Annotated in this window: 14 protein-coding genes; 10 read left to right on the forward strand and 4 right to left on the reverse strand. The window is 33.4% G+C overall.

Annotation, left to right across the window (positions count from 1 at the left end):
• The first annotated feature begins 23 nt into the window (after nucleotides 1-23).
• Nucleotides 24-1127, forward strand: coding sequence for a glycosyltransferase family 4 protein (locus AAFN75_RS01445; RefSeq protein WP_411807911.1), 1104 nt, complete (start codon nucleotides 24-26; stop codon nucleotides 1125-1127).
• A 237-nt stretch (nucleotides 1128-1364) separates the two neighbouring features.
• On the opposite strand, the gene AAFN75_RS01450 is transcribed toward AAFN75_RS01445, so the two are convergent.
• The 3 genes from AAFN75_RS01450 to AAFN75_RS01460 are packed head-to-tail and all read right to left on the reverse strand — an operon-like array spanning nucleotide 1365 to nucleotide 3899.
• Entirely contained in the window at nucleotides 1365-2180 is an 816-nt protein-coding gene (locus AAFN75_RS01450) for a glycosyltransferase family 2 protein (protein ID WP_411807912.1), read from the reverse strand.
• Nucleotides 2181-2183: 3 nt separating this feature from the next.
• On the reverse strand, nucleotides 2184-2822 hold the full coding sequence (locus AAFN75_RS01455) for a DapH/DapD/GlmU-related protein (protein WP_411807913.1): 639 nt from the start codon (nucleotides 2820-2822) through the stop codon (nucleotides 2184-2186).
• Entirely contained in the window at nucleotides 2823-3899 is a 1077-nt protein-coding gene (locus tag AAFN75_RS01460; RefSeq protein ID WP_411807914.1) for a DegT/DnrJ/EryC1/StrS family aminotransferase, read from the reverse strand.
• An 81-nt stretch (nucleotides 3900-3980) separates the two neighbouring features.
• Here AAFN75_RS01460 and AAFN75_RS01465 point away from each other — a divergent pair, with 81 nt between their 5' ends.
• From AAFN75_RS01465 to AAFN75_RS01485, 5 genes are read left to right on the forward strand one after another with little or no spacing between them, the layout of a single operon-like run.
• The gene (locus AAFN75_RS01465; RefSeq protein WP_411807915.1) at nucleotides 3981-4541 is read left to right on the forward strand and encodes an L-threonylcarbamoyladenylate synthase; all 561 of its coding nucleotides are present in this window, start codon (nucleotides 3981-3983) and stop codon (nucleotides 4539-4541) included.
• Nucleotides 4542-4557: 16 nt separating this feature from the next.
• Nucleotides 4558-5988: a CCA tRNA nucleotidyltransferase gene (locus AAFN75_RS01470; protein ID WP_411807916.1), complete on the forward strand. Its 1431-nt coding sequence runs from the start codon at nucleotides 4558-4560 to the stop codon at nucleotides 5986-5988.
• Nucleotides 5989-6018: 30 nt separating this feature from the next.
• On the forward strand, nucleotides 6019-6468 hold the full coding sequence (locus AAFN75_RS01475; RefSeq protein ID WP_411807917.1) for a GNAT family N-acetyltransferase: 450 nt from the start codon (nucleotides 6019-6021) through the stop codon (nucleotides 6466-6468).
• Between the two features lies 1 nt (nucleotide 6469).
• The gene (locus AAFN75_RS01480; RefSeq protein WP_411807918.1) at nucleotides 6470-7483 is read left to right on the forward strand and encodes a COX15/CtaA family protein; all 1014 of its coding nucleotides are present in this window, start codon (nucleotides 6470-6472) and stop codon (nucleotides 7481-7483) included.
• A gap of 39 nt (nucleotides 7484-7522) precedes the next feature.
• Nucleotides 7523-8035 (forward strand): IS1096 element passenger TnpR family protein, encoded by a 513-nt coding sequence (locus tag AAFN75_RS01485; protein ID WP_411807919.1) that lies wholly within the window; start codon nucleotides 7523-7525, stop codon nucleotides 8033-8035.
• Here AAFN75_RS01485 and AAFN75_RS01490 read toward each other — a convergent pair.
• Nucleotides 8016-9107, reverse strand: coding sequence for a hypothetical protein (locus AAFN75_RS01490; protein WP_144116462.1), 1092 nt, complete (start codon nucleotides 9105-9107; stop codon nucleotides 8016-8018). The two genes, AAFN75_RS01485 and AAFN75_RS01490, sit on opposite strands and share 20 nt — an antisense overlap.
• A 125-nt stretch (nucleotides 9108-9232) precedes the next feature.
• On the opposite strand from AAFN75_RS01490, the gene AAFN75_RS01495 reads away from it, so the two are divergent.
• From AAFN75_RS01495 to AAFN75_RS01510, 4 genes are all read left to right on the forward strand, one after another.
• Nucleotides 9233-10138, forward strand: a complete 906-nt coding sequence (locus AAFN75_RS01495) for an ABC transporter ATP-binding protein (protein WP_411807920.1) — start codon at nucleotides 9233-9235, stop codon at nucleotides 10136-10138.
• Between the two features lie 5 nt (nucleotides 10139-10143).
• The gene (locus AAFN75_RS01500) at nucleotides 10144-10968 is read left to right on the forward strand and encodes an ABC transporter permease (RefSeq protein WP_411807921.1); all 825 of its coding nucleotides are present in this window, start codon (nucleotides 10144-10146) and stop codon (nucleotides 10966-10968) included.
• Nucleotides 10969-10996: 28 nt separating this feature from the next.
• The gene (locus AAFN75_RS01505) at nucleotides 10997-13735 is read left to right on the forward strand and encodes a T9SS type B sorting domain-containing protein (RefSeq protein ID WP_411807922.1); all 2739 of its coding nucleotides are present in this window, start codon (nucleotides 10997-10999) and stop codon (nucleotides 13733-13735) included.
• 148 nt (nucleotides 13736-13883) lie between these two features.
• Entirely contained in the window at nucleotides 13884-18824 is a 4941-nt protein-coding gene (locus AAFN75_RS01510; RefSeq protein WP_411807923.1) for a choice-of-anchor L domain-containing protein, read from the forward strand.
• The last annotated feature ends 11 nt before the right edge of the window (nucleotides 18825-18835 follow it).

An 18835-nucleotide genomic window follows, 5' to 3' on the forward strand; every position in this document is an offset into this window, starting at 1 on the left:
ACATTTGATGAATACAAATTTATATGAGATTACTTCAAATAACGGCTTCCAGTGTATGGCGTGGTCACGAACAGCAAATTGTTTATTATTATGACGCTTTCGATAGTAAAATAGAGCATCAAGTTTTAATTTGCCCTACCGAAACCAAATTAGCTGAAATTGCGGCTTCAAAAAATTATAATGTCCATGCGCTTCCTTTAAAATCGGAATATAGTAGAAGTTGGATAAAAAAAATCAAACAAGTTGTAAAGGAAGAAAAAATCGATTTGGTTTTAATCCATAATAGTACCGCACATACCTTATGTGTTATTGCTTCGCTCCTATCCATTAAGAAAACGCCATTGGTATTTTTTAGAACCTTAATAAAGGACATAGCAACTAATCCATTACGTAAATGGAAATACAACTATAAGCATTTAGTAAAACTTATTTGTGTTTCTCAGGCTGTTATCGATGTTCTAGGACCATCAATAAAAGACCATTCGCGATTTTCAATTGTTGGAAGCGCTACAAATTTGGATGACTTTAAGCTCACTTCAAAATCATACAAACTACATGACGAGTTAGGCTTACCTCACACCACACAATTAATAGCCAACATATCGGCCTTTGTGCCTTTTAAAGATCATTTTACATTTGTAAAAACAGTAAGTGTTTTAAAAGATAAACTACCAAACGCTAAATTTTTATTAATTGGTACTGGTAAAATGGAAGATGAAATAAAGGCGTTTACTAAAGAATTAGGACTTGAAAACCACATTTTATTTTTGGGTTTTAGAAACGATATTCCTGAAATCTTTGCTGATTTTGATCTGTTTTTGTTCACATCAAAACTAGAGCCAACAGGAGGTGTTCTATTAGAAGCTTATGCTAGCCACGTGCCTATTGTAGCTACCAATGCGGCTGGTATTCCTGAAGTAGTAAACCATAACCAAACAGGTTTGCTTTGCGAAAAAGAAAACCCAGAATCCTTTGCTGAGGCGGTATTAACTGTTTTAGAGAATAAAGAACTAAAAGAAAAGTTTATTAAAAATGGGTTTAAGCATTTAAAGGAGAACTTTACAAAAGAGGTTATTACAGAGAAAATGTATGAAGAGCTTTTAAAAATTCATAAAAACCATTCTTAAACGGAAAACCTTGGCACATCCTACTTTCTATGATTTAAGGAAACAAAAAGTTATCGTCAATTCGTGTAAGTTGTATTTAAAGAAGGCACTATAGAGCTCTTAAAACGCAAACTCACTATTTTTATTTAATTTCGGATATAAGTGTGATCAATTAGAATTGTTTTCCGCCTTCTAACACCTATAAAACATATATTATCAAAATATTAGCTATGATGCTTTTAACAACACAACTATGCTTTAACGGCTTTTAAGATAACCCCTAAATTTTTCTTTTTGAGCTTTAAATGCGTACTTCCTGTAACGCTTTAAAAGAATCTTATTGATATGAGCTGGTAATATGTTACTTTTAATAAGCATATCCAAGCCTATTAACGTCATTTCAATCATTTTAGCTTTATCCTTTCCAGACCATACACCTTCACTATGAATTCTGTAAACTCCCATAACATCATCAATATATTTCACCTTATTATCCTTTATCATAATTAGATACATAGGCCAATCACCAAACGGTAATTGATTGAACCACTCAGGTAACGTAAAATTATTTCGCATAACAACAGTATTGGTTCTTATATAGTTTTTACGTGCTAAATCTTTGATAGTTAATATTTCTGGAAATTTTCCTCTAAAAGGATCTTCTTTAAAAGTATTTGTATCTTGTATATAAATTTTTGAAGCATTAAAACAAATATTAAAATCGCTATGTGTTTCCAAAAAATCTACTTGTTTTTGAAGTTTTAAAGGGTCTATCCAATAATCATCACCCTCGCAAAGTGCTAAATATTTACCTTTTGCCATTGGAAAAAGAAAATTGGGCCATGGTTTGATTTTTTTTGAATATTGATTTTCGGTTTGAAGTATCGTTATTATCCGACCATCTTTTTGTGCATATTCCTTAATAATTTCCGCAGACCTATCGGTTGAAGCATCATCATGAATTAAAATTTCTATAGGAAAATTGGTTTTTTGCATTAAAAAACCATCAAGAGTTTCCTTAATATAGTTTTCATGATTATACGATGTACAGCAAATACTTAATAGTGGTTTCAAATTTTACTTTTTAGATTTTAACGGTTTTGCTGGATTACCTATTAAGGTAGTTTTAGCATCAAATGATTTGGTAACGTTTGCTTTAGCACCAACAATACAATCGTTACCAAGTGTTAACTTATTAGGTAGAATTAAAGAATTTAACCCAAATAAAACACGCTCACCAATTGTACTATAAGCACCAACTAAGGAAAAAGGTGCCATAAAGCAAACATTACCCAAACTAGCATGATGTCCTAACATAGAGCCAGAACTCACAATACAATCATCACCAATTTTAGTTGCTGTATGCAAAATAGCCATGGCGTGTATAAAACATCCAACACCAATTTCTACAGATGGACTTAGAACTGCTTTTGGATGTATCAAATTAGGTGTTTCCCCTCCAAGGCTCCTTATTGTTTTTGAAATTGACTCTCTAGTATTGTTTTCTCCTACAGAAACGCCAAATTTTTCACCTTTTATATTACCACTAAAAAGCGCTTTAGTGGTATCTATAATTTTTACACCTAGAACTATTTCTCCAACACGATCCTCATTATAATGATATAACCCTGCCACTTGATAACCACATTCTCTAGCCAGTTCTATTATAACTTCCGTATAATATCCAACACCAATTAAATATATAGTTGGTTTCATTTAGATTGTTTTATTAATAATTAAGCTAATAGCATCCACTTGATCTTCTGTTAAATCAAAATATAAAGGCAAACATAATATACGCTTAGCTATATTTTCCGCAATAGGCATGTTTTGCCCACCTAAATAATCAACTGTATTTAATGCTGGATAAAAATACCGCCTTGGATGTATATCTTTTTCATTTAGGGCTTTCTTAACCTCATATAATTGTTTTTCATTTTTAAAAACTACAGGCATATACGCATAATTATAAAGTACATTTTTTTTAATTTTTTGAAAAACCAAATCTTTATTATCTTCTAAATGATTCAAATATCTATCGTACAAAAGCTTTCGTCTATAAAAAATATCATCAAAATAAGGTAATATGGTTAATCCCATGGCTGCCTGAAATTCACTCATTTTGGCATTAATACCCAAACCATGAAATTTTTCAGGACCATCATGCCCAAAATTATGATGATAATACAAAGTATCATGCAACTCTTTATTTTTAGAAAACATTGCTCCACCTTCACCTGTATGAAAAATTTTAGTAGCATGAAAACTACAGGTACTTACATCCCCATATTCAAATATAGATTGCTTTTTATATTCTACACCAAAAGCATGTGCAGCATCATAAATAACTTTAAGATTATATTTATCGGCAATAGCTTTAATAGCCTTTATATTACAAGGGTTTCCAAAAACATGCGTTGCAACAATACCAGTAGTATTACTAGTTATGTGAGCTTCAATTTTAGAAGGATCAATATTAAAGGATTCTTTATCAATGTCTACAAAAACAGGTGTACAACCTTCCCAAACAATACTTGAGGCCGTAGCAATATAGCTAAAAGGGGTTGTAATTATTTCTTCTTTTAATTGTAATGCTTTTATTGCTATCTGCAATGGTAACGTACCATTTGTAGTAGCAATCATATTCGTAATATTAAATTTATTTTTTACCTGAAACTCCAAAGACTTTACTAATTCTCCTCTATTAGTAATCCAAATTTTATCCCATGACTTCTTTAAGTGTGCTTGATATTCTTCTTGATTAGGTAAAAAAGACTTTGAGACATTTATCATATATTAACTATAGTTTAACACAAATATAAATCTTTACATTTAAAGCGTTATTATTAGTTTTGCTGAATTATAACAATATATATGCAAAACGAAATCAATAAAACACTACAAATCCTAAAAAACGGCGGCATTATCCTCTACCCCACAGATACGGTCTGGGGAATTGGCTGCGATGCCACCAACTCGGAAGCCGTTAAAAAGATCTATAATTTAAAAAATCGTATAGATTCTAAAGCGCTTATATGTCTTGTGGCCGATGATAGAATGCTAAAACAGTTTGTAAAAACAATACCTCAATCGGCTTTAAACATAATAGAAATAACAGATAAACCAACAACTATTATTTATGACGATGCCAAAAATTTAGCACATAATTTAATTGCTGATGATGGTAGTATTGCTATAAGAATACCTGACGACGATTTCTGCTACTGGATATCCCGAAAACTAAATAAACCATTGGTTTCAACTTCGGCCAATATTAGTGGTGCGCCAACTCCAAAATCGTTTAAAGAAATAAGCGATGAGATTTTAAAAGGTGTCGATTATGTAGTAAATTTGCAGCAGGAAAAAATTTGCAATAAACCGTCATCAATTATTAAGATTAGTAACAGTAATGTTGTAAAGATTATTCGAGAGTAAACGCTCAAACACAACCATGAATTACAAAGAAGCACTTCAGCATAACATATTTAAAATCATATCAAAATCGGCAAAAGAACTTCAACTAGAATCTTTTGTAATAGGTGGCTTTGTTCGCGATTTTCTCTTAAAACGTGGTGATGCTAAAGACATAGACATTGTTGCCATTGGAGATGGCATTCAGTTAGCAAAACAAGTTGCTAAAAACCTACCTATTAAAACCAAAGTACAAGTTTTTAAAACTTATGGTACGGCTATGCTAAGGCATGATGATATTGAAATTGAATTTGTTGGAGCTAGAAAAGAATCTTATACGGAAGATAGCAGAAACCCTTCTGTTGAAAATGGTTCCTTAGAAGACGATCAAAACCGAAGAGATTTCACTATAAACGCACTGGCACTAAATTTAAACGAAGATGCTTTTGGCGATTTATTAGACCCCTTTAATGGGGTTAATGATTTAGAAAACAAAATCATTAAAACTCCTTTAAATCCAGATATAACTTATAGTGATGACCCGTTACGTATGTTACGCGCCATTAGGTTTGCTACCCAACTCGATTTTATTATAGAAGCAAAATCGCTGGAAGCCATAACTAATAATAGCGATCGTATTAAAATAATTACTAACGAGCGTATAGTTACCGAGCTTCATAAAATTCTTGAAAGTAAAAAACCATCAAAAGGGTTTCTATTATTAGAAAAAACGGGATTATTAAAACACATCCTACCAGAATTAACAGCCTTAAAAGGTATTGACGAGGTTGAAGGACAACGTCATAAAGACAATTTTTATCACACCTTAGAGGTAGTCGATAATATTTGCAAAAACACAGATAATCTTTGGTTACGTTGGGCAGCCTTATTGCACGACATAGGAAAAGCTCCAACTAAAAAGTTTAGTAAAAAAGTAGGTTGGACTTTTCATGGGCATGAATTTGAAGGTTCTAAAATGGTCTATCATTTATTTAAAAGACTAAAAATGCCATTAAATGACAAAATGAAATTTGTTCAGAAAATGGTTTTCATGAGCTCTCGCCCTATTGTTTTAGCCGATGATATGGCAACAGATTCTGCTGTACGTCGCTTAGTTTTTGATGCTGGCAATTATGTTGAAGATTTAATGACACTATGTGAAGCCGATATAACAACCAAGAATCCTAAAAAATTCAACAAATACCATAACAATTTTAAAATTGTACGTGAAAAAATTATTGAAGTAGAAGCTCGCGATCATGTTAGAAATTTTCAACCGCCAATATCTGGTGAAGAAATAATAAAAACATTTAATCTAAAACCATCTCGCGAAATTGGACTTATAAAAGAAAGCATTAAAGAAGCTATACTTGAAGGAAACATTCCTAATGAATATGAGGCAGCATTTCAATTAATGCTAAAAGAAGGAAAACGCTTAGGACTGCAAGCAGTTAACACTAAGGAAGTTTAAAAAACCGAGTTTTATAACAGAAATAACAAGATGCATTTAGTTAAAACAGACTCGGAGAACAAGGACTTCATAGATTTGGTGACGCAACTAGATGCCTATTTAAAAATAGTAGACGGCGATGATCATGATTTTTACGACCAGTACAACAATATTGATGTCTTAAAAAACACTATTGTGGCCTATATTCAAAATAAACCAGCAAGCTGCGGTGCTTTTAAACATGTGGATAAAGATACCGTAGAAATTAAACGCATGTTTACAAGTACAGAAGCCAGAAATTTAGGTCTTGCTACTAAAATTTTAGAAGGTTTAGAGGATTGGGCAAAAGAATTGGGGTATAAAAAATGTATTTTAGAAACAGGAAAAAGACAAATAGAAGCTGTGCAGTTTTATAAAAAAAATAAGTATCAAGTTATACCTAACTACGGACAATATGCAACTATTGAAAATAGTATATGTTTTAAAAAAGCATTAATTTAATATGAAAAAGGACAACAAAAAAGTAATCTATTGGTTGCTTACCGGGTGTGTATTAATTTTTATTATGGTAGTTGTTGGTGGTATAACTAGACTTACAGATTCTGGCTTATCCATTTCAAATTATAAATTAATAACGGGTACTATTCCGCCATTAAATAATGCCGAGTGGGAAGAAGCTTTTAATTTATATCAGCAATATCCCGAGTTCCAAAAATTACATTCGCATTTTACCATAGAAGATTTTAAAAGTATTTATTTTTGGGAATGGTTACATAGACTTATAGGTCGAGTTATTGGCCTAGTATTCATTATTCCATTTTTATATTTTTTAGCAACCAAACAACTTAACAAAAGCACCATAAAAAAATGCTTGGTTTTATTAATACTTGGAGGCTTTCAAGGTTTTTTAGGTTGGTACATGGTTAAAAGTGGTTTGGTAGATATGCCAGATGTTAGTCATTTTAGGCTAGCAGCCCATTTAACAACTGCATTCCTAACCTTTGCAGCTACACTTTGGGTAGCCTTAGACCTATATTTTCCGAACAGAAAAACAATTAATAAGTCCTTTAAAAAACTTATAATAGTTAGTTATATCATTCTTATCATTCAAATTATTTATGGTGCTTTTGTTGCTGGTTTAAAAGCCGGTTTACTGCATAACCACTGGCCTTTAATGAATGACAATAAGTTCATACATCATACCGTGTATGTTCTTGATCCTTTTTACAAGAACCTTATTGAAAACCCAAGCGGCATACAATTTATTCACAGAACTTTAGCGTATTTAGTTGTTATTTCCATTTCAGTATTATGGCTTCGAGCCCGTAAATTATCGCTTACCACACTACAAAGTAAAGGTATAAATACCTTGTTAGTTCTAGTAGGATTTCAATTTTTGCTTGGTGTTTTAACCATAATTTATGCTGTTCCACTTTGGTTAGGTGTTGCCCATCAAATAGGAGCCTTTTTTCTGTTAAGCGCCATGACATTTGCGCTTCATAGATTCTCAAAATAATTTAAAAAAAAGCTACCTTTGTAGCATAATTTGCTTGCCATGATTTATAGATTTAGAGTTATTTTAGATAATGATACAGAAGAGGATATTTTTCGCGATTTAGAAATTCGTGAAACAGATACCCTTGAAGATTTACACAATATAGTTACACAATCTTTTGGGTTTGATGGAAGTGAAATGGCTTCATTTTATTTAAGTAACGATATTTGGGAACAAGGTGAAGAAATTTCTTTATTTGATTTAAGTGATGATGGTTCTGCGCGATTAATGAACGAAACATCTTTGGACAGTGTGGTTCATGAAGCACAAACAAAACTAATATACGTTTACGACTTTATGAGCATGTGGACATTCTATGTTGAACTTGCTGAAATTGTTGATGAAACCGAAGGTAGTGATTACCCTAACCTTATGTTTGTGCAAGGTCAAGTTCCAGATACTGCCCCAGAAAAAGTGTTTGAAGCAGACGAAGACGACCCGTATAACGAGTTTGACGACGAGATTGATTTAGATGATTATGACAATCTAGATTTTAACGAAAACTGGAATTAGTATTTCGTTGCTCTCTTAAATTCTCAATATTTACATTTTCGTAATTTCGGGTTAAAAACTCCAATGAGTATTTTAGAATTTGCCCCATATTTTCGCAACGTTTAAAGTTAACGTCTTGCGTGTATTCAAATATCTTATATTTTAATAAATCGATATTATCGACCGTTGAAATGGCATCTTCTCCCATACAATCTAATAATACATCAATACGATCATGAAAACTTTTTAAGCGTTTTACTAAAATAGAACGTTCCTCGGTTTTATATTGGTTTATAGACAGTTTTTGCATACTGTTGGAAACCAATTGCACCATCTCATAGTTTTCTTTAAAAAATTGCGGTCTGTAAATATTAAACTTCCCCTCATAAGACTGCTGATCGAAATCTATAGCTCTTATTTTATACACCACATGATCAAAATCGTGAGTTGGTACAATAACATAATTGTACGATCGCATATCGCCTAAAAGCCTAATCATACAACGTTCGTTAAACTTAACAAACTCTTTGGCTATTTGAGATTTTTCAGATTTATCGCATTTTGGTAAAAAATTCTTTATAAACTCATCTCCCGGAATACCTGCAATATGCTCTTCTATTAATGTATTCTTATACACCAAATAGTTTAGGTTGTAAGGCGACAACATATGTTCTAGCTCTAAACCATAAATCCTAGAAGAATCGGCTGTTTTTACATAAAAATACGTATAATTATCATTTAAAATATTTCTAACTTTTATTCTAAATGGTTTGGAGTTTCCAAAGGTGCAAAAATCAATAGCATCAACATTTAAAAACGGCAAAACACTATCGTTACCATCAGAATGAAATATGGTATATACCTTTTTTAAGGCAGCATCAATTTCCTCGCGTTCATAGTCGTTATAATATACCCGAATCCATAACGTGTCGTTATCATCTTTATCATAAACCACAATAGAACCTTGAAAACGCAACAAATCATCATAAAAAATAGGGATTTTTATATTTCTGTTGTATTCGCTTAAATACTCGTGTAACTTAGGCGTTATAGGAAACGATGGCTTCTTCTTTGATATTTTTAAATCTTGCATAGGCATCTTACTTATTCAAATTTAATGTTTTTATTGATATGGGTGTAACAAAAACGGCATACATTCGTCGTACTAAAATAACAAACCACAGCTAACTTTTTAGGTTGGCCCAAAAAACTTTTAGTTTGGATACTATACTTTCAATTAACAACCTTACCAAAAAATTCGGGTACTTAACAGCAGTAAAAAATTTATCATTTACCATTAAAAAAGGTAATGTTTACGGCATTTTAGGGCCAAACGGAAGCGGAAAATCTACAACATTAGGTATTGTACTAAATGTAGTGAATAAAACCGAAGGGGATTTTCATTGGTTTGACGGAAACACCTCAACTCATGATGCCTTAAAAAAAGTAGGTGCCATTATTGAGCGCCCTAATTTTTATCCGTACATGACTGCAGAACAAAACTTAAAATTGGTTTGTAGAATTAAAGATGTTCCGCTTAGCAAAATAAACGAAAAGCTAGAAGTTGTTGGGCTTTTAGAACGTAAGGACAGTAAGTTCCAGACCTATTCTTTAGGCATGAAACAACGTTTAGCCATAGCTTCTGCCCTATTAAACGATCCGGAAATATTAATTCTTGATGAACCTACCAACGGTTTAGACCCGCAAGGTATTCATCAAATTAGAAAAATAATAAAACAAATAGCCGCTAAAGGCACAACTATATTGTTAGCATCGCATTTGTTAGATGAAGTTGAAAAAGTATGCTCGCATGTTGTGGTACTTCGTAAAGGTGTAAAACTGTATTCTGGTCGGGTTGATGAAATGATTTCTAGTCATGGCTTTTTTGAACTTAAATCGAATAAAGTAGCCGAATTAATTACATTATTAGAAAGCAACCCTTCATTTGGCAAAATTAAAGTGGAAGACCAACTAGTTACCGCCTTTTTAAATGAACCTATGAAATCTGAAGATTTTAACAAATACCTTTTTAGCCAAGGTATTATTCTAACACATTTAGTACAGCGTAAGGAAAGTTTAGAAGAACAATTTTTACAATTAACTGATAACAACAACCAAAACTAACCCCAATGTTACGACTTTTAAATTTAGAATTACAAAAGCTATTACTAAATAGAACGAGCAAAATACTCATATTCGTATCCTTTATTTTACCCTTTTTCGTGATACTTTTATCCTCACTAAAAATTAATGTTTTTGGTTTTTTTACACTAGAATTAGGTGAACTAGGTATTTTCAACTTCCCTATTATTTGGCACTTAACCACATTTTTCGCGTCTCAATTTAAGTTCTTTTTTGCCATTGTTGTAGTGAGCATGATTGGTAATGAGTACAGCAATAAAACTATTAAACAAAACCTTATTGATGGACTAAGCAAAAAGGAATTTATACTTTCTAAGTTTTATACTATTGTATTCTTTTCATTGGTTTCAACCTTTATAATTGGTTTAATTTCATTTTGTATTGGCTTATATTATTCTAGTTATAACGAGGCTTCCATAATTTTTAGTGAAATCGAGTTTCTATTTGCTTACCTATTAAAACTCATTGGTTTCTTTAGTTTATGTTTGTTTTTAGGTATGTTAGTAAAACGGTCGGCGTTTGCATTAGCATTCTTATTCATTCTATTTATTACAGAATGGATACTGTTTGGGATATTTTCTTGGCAATTTGATGTTGCTTTAGCTGGTAATATTCAGGATTTCTTTCCTTTAAAATCTATGTATAATTTAATAGACCAACCGTTTCAAAGAATAGCCATGACTAAATTTCCTAACAAAGGAGAACTTATTTATGATTACGCCGTGCATTGGCACGAATTGGCTATTGTTATGTGTTGGACAGCGCTTTTCGTTTTTTTATCGTATAGATTATTAAAAAACCGAGATTTATAATACCTTTGGTAGCAATTGCTACTAAAAAATGAAAAAGACTATATTATTCGTAATATTCTGTGTAATAAGTATATCTTCTTTTTCGCAGGCTGAAGCTTCGAATTGGTATTTTGGTTATGGAGCTGGTATTAACTTTAATCAAATAAACGGAGAGGTTTCGGCATTAAATGATGGCCAATTATTTACTAACGAAGGTTCTGCGGCTATTTCAGACAGCTTCGGGAATTTATTATTTTATACAGATGGTATAACCATTTGGAATAAAAACCATGGTGTAATGACCAATGGTTCTGGGCTAAATGGCGATCCTTCTAGTACGCAATCGGCTATAATAGTTCCTAAGCCAAATACACCAGATATATATTATGTTTTTACTGTAGACGATCATAATCCTGATGAACCGCACTATGGATTTAATTACTCCGAGGTAGACATGACGTTAAGTGGAGGCCTTGGTTCTGTTACCACAAAAAACGTAAATTTAATTCAAGATTGTTCCGAAAAATTATCAGCCGTAGTAAAAGACTGTGAAACGAAGTCCATTTGGGTGCTTGCATTTGCATCAGAAAGTGGTTTACTAGAAGAATATAATACCTTTCATGCCTTCGAGGTAAGCGATCTTGGTATAAATACCACAGCTGTAAAATCAACTTTTCCTTTAGCAATAAATGACTATAGAGGAAATTTAAAAATTTCTCCCGACGGAAAAAAAATGGCTTGTGCTAATGCCTCAGCCGATAGATTTTTTAACAATGTTAGCGATAGGCTATTGTTATTCAATTTTGATTCGGCAACAGGTCAAGTATCAAATCTTGATCGCATAGTTGTAAGTGGTAGCAGTAATTTCCCGTATGGTATAGAGTTTTCACCAAATAGTGAGTTACTCTATGTACATGCCTCGAACGATTATAATGGTGCGAATAGAAATGTGCCTTCAAATCATACTTCTGTATTATTGCAATATGAGCTTCTAGCCGGAAATGTTCAAAGTTCGGAAGTTGTTATAGATAGCAGATCGTTATACAGAGGTGGTTTACAGCTTGGTCCAAATGGAAAAATTTATAGAGCTCTAAGTGCTACTTACGACTTAGGATTATCTAATCTTGGTGTTATAAACAATCCTAACGCTGTTGGTATTGCTTGCGATTATGAACATTACGGACTAAGTGTATCTCCTAACCTATCATCACAAGGCTTGCCTCCTTTTATTCAATCTTTCTTTAACGAAAAAGTAGATATTATAAATAACGGAACAGGGTCTTCAACTTTAGACCTTTGCGATGGCTATAAATACACTTTAAGCGCTCCAGATATTGCAGGTGCTACCTATATATGGACAGTAAATAAAACGCCTTTATCAAACATAGCGCATGATATTGAAGTATCATCCACAGGAAATTATGAAGTTTTTATAGATCTTAACGACGGAAATTGTGGTGTTTTAGAAGGTCAAGCTTTTGTGAGCTTAAACCCTAATCCGGAAGCCTACAATGACACCTTATTACAATGTGATGAAGATGGAACTACCGATGGCCTTACCATTTTCAACCTCAACAAATCTCATAATAATTTAACAGGTGGCATTCTAGATCGATCTCTTAAATTCTATACAGATTCGGCAAGAACTATTGAAGTTAATGGCAACAATTTCCCAAACACATCAAACCCTCAAACCATTTATGTTGAAGTAATAGACGACACTTCGGGTTGTAGTAGTTTTTCTGAGTTAACTCTGCAAGCCAGCGTAACCGATGCTAACAATACCGAATTAGTGCATTGCGACGATGATGGTACCGAAGATGGTTTTCATAGTTTTAACCTAAACGACGCAAATATTAATATTGTTAATGGTTTACCAACAGGACTAAACGTTACCTATTTTGAAACTTATGATGATGCCTTAATTGAGTCTAACAACATAACAGGAATATACACTAATACAAAACCATATTCGCAAACCATATTTGCGCGCGTTGAAAATGCTAATAACTGTTACGGGATTAGCGATGTTTTACTAACAGTAAATCCTTTACCAAATATTGAAACTGAAAGTTTGGAATACTATTGCTTAAATGATTTCCCGAATACGGTATCTATTGATGCCGGACTTATAAATGATTCACCTAACAATTACAACTTTAGCTGGTCTAATGGCGATACTAGTTATGAAACAGGAATAAATACTGTAGGCACTTTTACAGTTACAGTTACAGACAAAACTTATGGCTGCTCGAAAACCAGAACAGTTACTGTTGCAGCATCTAATATTGCAACATTTAACGCTCCAGCATTTAATGTAACCGATGCGGTTCAAAATAACACGATAACCGTTTTGGTTTCGGGAGAAGGCACATATCAATATAGCTTAATTGATAGCAATAATTTAACTATAAAGCCGTTTCAAGATAGTAACCTTTTTGAGAACATATATCCAGGAATTTACCAAGTTGCAGTTAAAGATGTTAAAAATGATTGCGGTATTGTAAATGAAAATGTATCCGTAATTGGTTTCCCTAAATATTTTACCCCAAATAACGATGGTATGAATGACACTTGGCAAATCTTAGGAGTCTCTAATCAATTTCAAGCCGAATCTAAGGTATACATTTATAACAGATTTGGAAAACTATTAAAAGAGATTACAGCTACCGAAAAAGGATGGGATGGTACATTAAACGGACAAGTTCTGCCCAGCGACGACTATTGGTTTTCAGTTAAACTAGAAGACGGTAGGGTGTACAAAAATCACTTTTCGCTAATAAACTAATAGTCAGTCTATTTCAAATCAAAAAAAACTGCATTTTATCTGATTAATTTTGCATTTCATCTAAAAAACATCTATTTTCGGCCTTGTTTCACCCCAACAAAATGCTTAATAAGCACTAAAAAAAAGAACTAGAAAGCTACTACCAGTTATGAGATCGATTTCCTTCATCATATTTACCTTATTTTTTTGTGGAGCTATTGGGTTTTCTCAACAAATCACTGTAAATGATAATGTTGGTCTACAATCCTTAATTCAAGATAATTTAGTTAATGGCTGTGTAAACATATCAAACATCAGTTCTTCGGTTAACGGAGCTTCAAGTGGCTTTAATAGTTATGCTTATTTTGAAAAGGCTGGGTCTAATTTCCCTTTTGAAAAAGGTATCATGCTATCTACAGGTGGTGCTACTTCCGGTGGAAATTCATTAAGAACACCAACGCTTAGCGAAGGCGCAACAACTTGGGGTACCGACCCAGATTTAGAAGCTGCATTGGGAATTACAAATACATTAAATGCTACATCTATTGAGTTCGATTTTGTTTCAATATCTAATCAATTTCAATTTAATTACATCCTTGCCTCCGAAGAATATTTTGGGATTTATCCTTGTCAGTTTGCGGATGGTTTTGCTTTTCTTATTAGAGAAGCAGGAAGTAGCGATCCGTATCAAAATATCGCATTAGTTCCGGGTACAACAACACCTGTAAATACAAGTACAATTCATAATGTTAGTGCCAATGCAGGTACTTTAAATTGTAACCCACAAAACGAGCAATATTTTGCTGGATACAATCTTGGAGACACAAACTATAATGGTAGAACAACGGTATTAACTGCTGCAGGTACGATTACCCCAAATGTAACTTACCAAATTAAATTGATCATTGCCGATCAAAACAATAAAGAATTTGATTCTGCTGTATTTATAGAAGGTGATAGCTTTAAGGTTTTAGATTTAGGAGAAGATATAACCACCTGTGCCAGTTCTGTAACTTTAGATGCCGATTTAGAAAACGCTCTAGCATCTTACGCATGGTACAGAAACGATATTTTAATTCCTGGTGCAGTTAGCCCAACATACACAGCAATATTAGATGGCACGTACCGCGTTGAAGTAGCTGTTCCTATAAATGGAAGTACTTGTGTAGAAACAGACGAAGTAGAAGTTGTTCTAAACACAGAGGAACCTATGGATGCTATTTCCGACTATCAATTATGTGACGATTCTAGTGGTGATGGCGTTGAAACCTTTAACGTTAGTCTAAAAGATGGAGAAGTTGCAGCAAATGCGCCTTTTACAAACTACGCTTTCAGTTATCATTTATCAGATAGTGATGCCAGACTAAACATAAACCCAATTACGGGACCAATACAAAACACATCATCGCCTCAAACTATTTATGTACGCGTTCAAGACTCTGATAGTAATTGTTTTTCATATACAACCTTCAACTTAGTTGTTAACCCTTTACCAAATATTGTAGAGCCTACAACCTTAGAAATTTGCGACAGTGATGATAATCCAGACGGTTTTGCGGTTATTGATTTAACACAAAAGAATGATGAGATTACTTCGGGTCAGAGTAACTTAGTGGTTTCATACCATTATAATTCCTTGGATGTTGGCACTGGAGCAAACCCAATACCTACTCCATATATCAACTCAAGCACACCAGACTTAGTTTATGTAAGAATTATTGATACAGAAACTGGTTGCGTTACCACAACAACATTAGATGTAGATATTACCATAAGCCCAATTGTAAATAGAGACACCCAATATTTAGATGCCTGCGATAGGGATTTAGATGGAAGCGCTGTTTTTGATTTAACCGAAGTAATTGCTGCCGTTTTAAATGGTTTAACCGGTGTAACAACCACTTTTCATCAGTCGTTTAACGATGCCGAAATGAACACTAATGCCATTGCAGACGAAACAAACTACCAATACACTAACGCCGTAACAGAACCAGGTTCTGGAACTATTTATTTAAGAATTGTAGACGATACTACAGGATGTCCAACTATTGTGCCTTTTGAAATTCATACCAATTTATTATTAACAGGTACAGATACAGGAGATTTTGCATTATGTGATGACAATGGTGATTCTACAGATACCCTAGATTTCGATTTAAATACCGTTGAAACTTTTATAGCTAACGATTTACCTAGCTCTATTACAGTAACGTTTTATGAAGACGAAGATGACCGTGATAATGGTGTTAATGCCATTGATAAAACAGTGCCTTACCCTGCGTTAAGTCCGCAAGTTTTATACGTAAGTATTGCTGGTGGAGGTTGTGTTGAATCGACTGAAATAAACCTTTTAGTAAATCCTATTTTACTTTTTGCAGAAGTAACTGTGCCTTACTGTGATGATGATGATGATGGCTTTGCAAGTATTGATTTACATTCTTTAGATGAAACCGTAACTGGCGGAAACACTAATTTTACGGTAACTTATTTTGCAGACGAAACAGATGCCCAAACGAATAACACTGCAAACCAACTACCACCATTTTACAACAACACAAGCTCTACTGAAACGCTTTATGCTCGATTAGAAAGTGTAAATACGGGTTGTGCCACCGTTAACCCATTTCAAATAGAAGTATTGGTTGCTCCATCCTCTAACCAACCAGACGACATTGTTATATGTGATGACGACGATGATGGATTCTATATTATAAATATTGAAGATAAAATAGACGAAGCCGTAGCCAGTAGAACGGGATTAAATATTGATGTTTTTACAGATCTTGAAGCTGCAAACAACAACACGCTTACCGAGGCTATTCCAGAATCGGAACGTGCTGCATACAACACAGATACTCAAACCATCTACATTCGTATAGAAAACTCTATTACAGATACAAACTGTACTTCTATAGTTTCATTTGAAGCCATAATAAATACTTTGCCAATTATCCCAACAGATATCCTTTTTCAAGTCTGTGAAGACGATGGCGATAATTTTGCTGATTTTATTTTATCTGAAATAGATGAAGAAGTTTTAAACGCACAAACCGGCAAAATTGTTTACTACTTTGAGGATGAAATTGATGCAATAAACAGAAACATAGTAAATGCCCTTCCTAAAGGCGCAGACACACCTTATAATTCCGATTCTAGAACCCTATATGTTAGAGTTGAAAATACAACAGACCAAACCTGTTTTGCTACCGGATCTATTGAAATACAAGTAGCACCAGACCCCATTTACGATCCTATAATTGATTTTTTAGTTTGTGATGATGCTTCTAATGATGGTTTCTTCGAATTTAATTTAGACGACAAAGAAACAGAAATCCAAACAAATTCATCGGATGTGTTAGGTATTACTTTTCACCTATCGCCTCAAGATGCTATGGACAATTTAAATCCATTATCTTCAACTTACACAAACGTAACCAACCCACAAAGTATTTATATAAGAATAGAAAGTAGTGCTTCTTTTTGTTATGTTGTAGAAGAATTAGGAATGAATATTGTTTCGGCTCCCGATATTTTAGTCGGTTCGCCTTCAATAACAGAGTGCTCACCAACAGAAGCAGGTATAGCCAACTTCGATTTAACATTTTACAATTTAGATACTATAACAACAGATTTTGAAGTATTAGATCGTGTAAAAAGTAACCTCATCATCAATTATTTTGAAGACATAGCCGATATTAATCAAGATGATGGGTTAGATAATTCCAATGAAATAACAGATCCAACAAGTCTTGATTCTGAAGCAAAAACCGTTTATATTAAAATTACTAACACCTTAACAGGTTGTTTCACTTTAGTGCCAATAGAATTAAATGTGGATTTACCACCTGTAATAAATACGGTAAATAATATTCCTATTTGCGATAACGACACTAAAACCTATGATTTAACCGATGTTAATAGCCTAGTGGTTGACGATCCTACTCTAGTAACTATTTCATACCATGTTACAGAACAAGAAGCTATTGATAATGTGGCTCCTATAGGCAATACGTTCAACTATACGGCTAGTAGCCATGAAATCTTCATTAGAATTTCAGATATTATTACAAGTTGTCCAATTGTAACATCATTTGTATTAGAAATAAATCAAAACCCAACAGCTAACAGACCACCAGATTTAGTTATTTGTGATGATGATTTTGATGGCGAACAGGATTTCGATTTAACCGATAATAACAATGCCATTCTTGGTAGTTTATCGGCTTCCAATCATAGCATTACTTTTTACGACAATTTAGATAATGCCGAAACTGAAACCGATGCGCTTTCCAACAATTACACATCTTCAACGGAGAAAACCATTTTTGTAAGACTAGAAAACAGAACTACTGGCTGCTTTAACACCACACAATTTGATTTATTGGTGAATCCAAAACCAGAAATTCCTTTAGAAGAAATCGTTCCATTATGTAATGACGAACCTCTACTTGTAGTCGCAGATACCGGTGTACCTGGAGACCAGTATTTATGGTCTACCGGAGCCAGAACAAGCGAAATAATAATTGCTCCAGAAGACATTGGAAATTACTCTGTTACTGTTACGAGACCAAACACGGTTGGATCGGACTGTAGTACAACTCATGACTTTGAGGTAATCCCTTCGGAAGAAGCAGAAATAACACTTACATCAACAGTTAATTTTGCAGATCCTAATAGAATTACTGTAGAAATTAATAATGGCAGAATTGGCGACTATGTTTTTATATTAGATGGTGGCGAACCACAAATATCTAATATTTTTAACGATGTGTCATTTGGGCGCCATCTTGTAACCGTTAGAGATTTAAATGGGTGTATGGATATATCGCAGCCCGTTTTTGTTTTTGACATTCCTAAGTTTGTAACGCCAAACAATGATAACGCCTATGATACTTGGCACATTATTGGCGCAGATCAATTACCAGGTACCGAAGTATATATCTACAACAGGCATGGTAAATTACTAAAAATGCTACCTTATAATTCCATTGGTTGGGATGGCACTTTTAATGGCCAAAATATGCCTTCGGACGATTATTGGTTCTCTGCAGATATAGTTCAAAATGGAGAAACATTTAATATTAAAGGGCATTTTGCTTTAAAAAGGTAACTAGGTAAAAT

The sequence above is a fragment of the Algibacter sp. AS12 genome (genome assembly GCF_046736315.1).
GTDB lineage: Bacteria > Bacteroidota > Bacteroidia > Flavobacteriales > Flavobacteriaceae > Algibacter_B > Algibacter_B amylolyticus.

What these genes read in the sequence shown, in the direction of transcription:
- AAFN75_RS01445 (WP_411807911.1), top strand. Translation starts at nt 24, where the DNA reads ATGAGATTACTTCAAATAACGGCTTCCAGTGTATGGCGTGGTCACGAA.
- AAFN75_RS01455 (WP_411807913.1), bottom strand. Translation starts at nt 2,822, where the DNA reads ATGAAACCAACTATATATTTAATTGGTGTTGGATATTATACGGAAGTT.
- AAFN75_RS01460 (WP_411807914.1), bottom strand. Translation starts at nt 3,899, where the DNA reads ATGATAAATGTCTCAAAGTCTTTTTTACCTAATCAAGAAGAATATCAA.
- AAFN75_RS01465 (WP_411807915.1), top strand. Translation starts at nt 3,981, where the DNA reads ATGCAAAACGAAATCAATAAAACACTACAAATCCTAAAAAACGGCGGC.
- AAFN75_RS01470 (WP_411807916.1), top strand. Translation starts at nt 4,558, where the DNA reads ATGAATTACAAAGAAGCACTTCAGCATAACATATTTAAAATCATATCA.
- AAFN75_RS01475 (WP_411807917.1), top strand. Translation starts at nt 6,019, where the DNA reads ATGCATTTAGTTAAAACAGACTCGGAGAACAAGGACTTCATAGATTTG.
- AAFN75_RS01480 (WP_411807918.1), top strand. Translation starts at nt 6,470, where the DNA reads ATGAAAAAGGACAACAAAAAAGTAATCTATTGGTTGCTTACCGGGTGT.
- AAFN75_RS01485 (WP_411807919.1), top strand. Translation starts at nt 7,523, where the DNA reads ATGATTTATAGATTTAGAGTTATTTTAGATAATGATACAGAAGAGGAT.
- AAFN75_RS01490 (WP_144116462.1), bottom strand. Translation starts at nt 9,107, where the DNA reads ATGCAAGATTTAAAAATATCAAAGAAGAAGCCATCGTTTCCTATAACG.
- AAFN75_RS01500 (WP_411807921.1), top strand. Translation starts at nt 10,144, where the DNA reads ATGTTACGACTTTTAAATTTAGAATTACAAAAGCTATTACTAAATAGA.
- AAFN75_RS01505 (WP_411807922.1), top strand. Translation starts at nt 10,997, where the DNA reads ATGAAAAAGACTATATTATTCGTAATATTCTGTGTAATAAGTATATCT.
- AAFN75_RS01510 (WP_411807923.1), top strand. Translation starts at nt 13,884, where the DNA reads ATGAGATCGATTTCCTTCATCATATTTACCTTATTTTTTTGTGGAGCT.